This window comes from Corallococcus llansteffanensis, from assembly GCF_003612055.1.
Lineage (GTDB): Bacteria > Myxococcota > Myxococcia > Myxococcales > Myxococcaceae > Corallococcus > Corallococcus llansteffanensis.
Map to the genome: position 1 here is coordinate 1 of NZ_RAWB01000914.1, position 2,268 is coordinate 2,268.

1 protein-coding gene is annotated in these 2,268 nt (G+C 72.8%); it reads right to left on the reverse strand.

From position 1 onward, the window contains the following. On the reverse strand, nucleotides 1-2,268 hold a 2,268-nt coding region (locus tag D7V93_RS42020), incomplete at both ends, for a non-ribosomal peptide synthetase (RefSeq protein WP_147451639.1).

Consider the following 2,268-nt stretch of genomic DNA (forward strand, 5'->3'; position numbering starts at 1 on the left):
GTACGTCAGCGTCGCCACCGACGTCTCGGTGGGGCCGTAGTGGTTCTGGATGACGAGGTCCGGGGCGACGGCCCGGATGGCGGCGACCGTGTCCCAGGGGCAGGCCTCGCCGGCGAAGACGAGCCTCGCGCGGGGGAGGAGGTCCGGGAGCGCGGAGAGCGAGCGCAGCGTCTCGAAGTGGCTGGGGACCAGCTTCAGCACGTCGATGGGGTTCTTGCGCAGGTAGTCCGCGAAGGCCGTGGGGTCCGCCGCGCGGTCGTGCGACAGGACGTGCAGGCAGCCGCCCGTCGTCAACGCGCCGTAGACCATGGTGGTGCCCAGGTCCGCCGCGAAGGTGGAGACGATGGCGAAGTGGCTGGCCGGGGGCGCGTCCAGCCTGCGCAGGATGCCCTCCAGGTAGTTGCCGTAGGTGCGGTGCTCCACGGCCACGCCCTTGGGCTTGCCCGTGGAGCCGGAGGTGAAGAGCACGTACATCAGGTGCTCCAGGCCATGGATCCGCTCCGGCCTCGTGGCGGGGTAGCGCGCGAGGGCTTCCGCGTCGCGGTCCAGGCACACGGGGCGCAGCGACGGCGAGCCCTGGAGCGGATCCGCCAGGTGCGCCTCGGTGACGACGAGGAAGGCCCCCGCGTCCTCCAGCATGAAGCGCACGCGGTCCGCCGGGTACGACGGATCAATAGGCACGTAGGCCGCGCCCGCCTTGAGGATGCCCAGCACGCCCACCACGGTGTCCAGCGAGCGCTCCAGGTAGAGCCCGACGCGGACCTCCGGCCCCGCGCCCAGGCTGCGCAGGTGGTGCGCCAGCCGGGAGGTGCGCTCGTCCAGCTCGCGGTAGGTGTAGCGGCGGCCCTCGAAGGCCACCGCCGGGGCGTCCGGCGTGCGGTCCGCGTGGGACTCGAAGCGCTGCACCACGTCCAGCGCGGGCGGGTACTCCGTGCGCGTCGCGTTCCACTCCTGGACGACGCGCGTGGACTCGGCCGGAGGCATCAGCGGGAGCGTGGCCAGCGGCGCTTCCGGCCGGGCCGCCATGCCCGCGAGCACCTCGCGCAGGTGGCCCACCATGCGCACGACGGTGTCGCGCTCGAAGAGGTCGGAGTTGTACGTCACGGAGCCGGTGAGGCTCTCGCCCACGTCGTCCACGGACCAGCTCAGGTCGAACTTGGACGTGCGCGTGTCGAGCGGCAGCTCCTCCACCGCGAGGTCCGCGATGGACAGCGAGCTCCTCGGGATGTTGTTGACGGAGAGCATCACCTGGAAGATCGGCCCGTGCGCCAGGTTGCGCTCGGAGACCGTCGCCTCCACCAGCTTCTCGAACGGCAGCGCCTGGTGGTCCGCGACGGCGAGGAACTCCTCGCGCACCCGCTGGAGCAGCTCGCGCGTGCTGCCCGTGCCCACCGGCCGCGTGCGCAGGGCCAGCGTGTTGACGAAGCAGCCCACCAGGGCCTCCAGCTCGGAGGCGTCGCGGCCGGCCACGGTCGTGCCCAGTACGAGGTCCTCCTGGCCGGTGTAGCGGTGGTACAGCGCGCTCAACCCGGAGAGCAGCACCACGAACGGGGTGACGCGCTCGCGCTGGGCCAGGGCCCGCACCGCCTGGGACACCGCGGGCGTCAGGTCGAAGGGCTCGATGGCGCCGTTCGACGTGCGCACCGTCGGACGCGGACGGTCCGTGGGCAGCTCCAGCAGCGCGGGGGCTCCCTGGAGCCGCGCGCGGTAGGCCTCCAGGTGGGACGCGAGGCCGTCACCGGACATGCGCGCGTTCTGCCAGTGCGCGAAGTCCGCGTACTGGAGGACGGGCTCCGGCAGCGGCGAGGGCTGGCCCGCCACGAACGCCGCGTAGAGCGCGCCCAGCTCCTTCATCAACACGCCCATGGACCAGCCGTCCGCGGCGATGTGGTGCAGCGTGAGCAGCAGGACGTGCTCGGTGTCGGTGACGCGCCACAGGTCCGCTCGCAGGGGCAGGTCGTGCTCCAGCGCGAAGGGGCGGCGGGCCTGGGCCTCGAAGGCGGCCTGGACCTGCTCGCGGCCTGACGCAGCCGGCGTCGATTCGTGGCGCGTCAGCGTCACCCGGGACGCAGGGTGCGTCACCAGGGCCGGGGCGTCGTCACGGGTGACGTAGGTGGTGCGCAGCACCTCGTGCCGGCGGGCTACCTCCTGGAGCGCGGCCTCCAGCGCGTCGACGTGCAGCGTCCCGGTGAGGCGCAGGGCGAGCGGGATGTTGTACGCGGGGCTGTCCGCCTCCCACTGGCCCAGGAACCACAGGCGCCGCTGCAC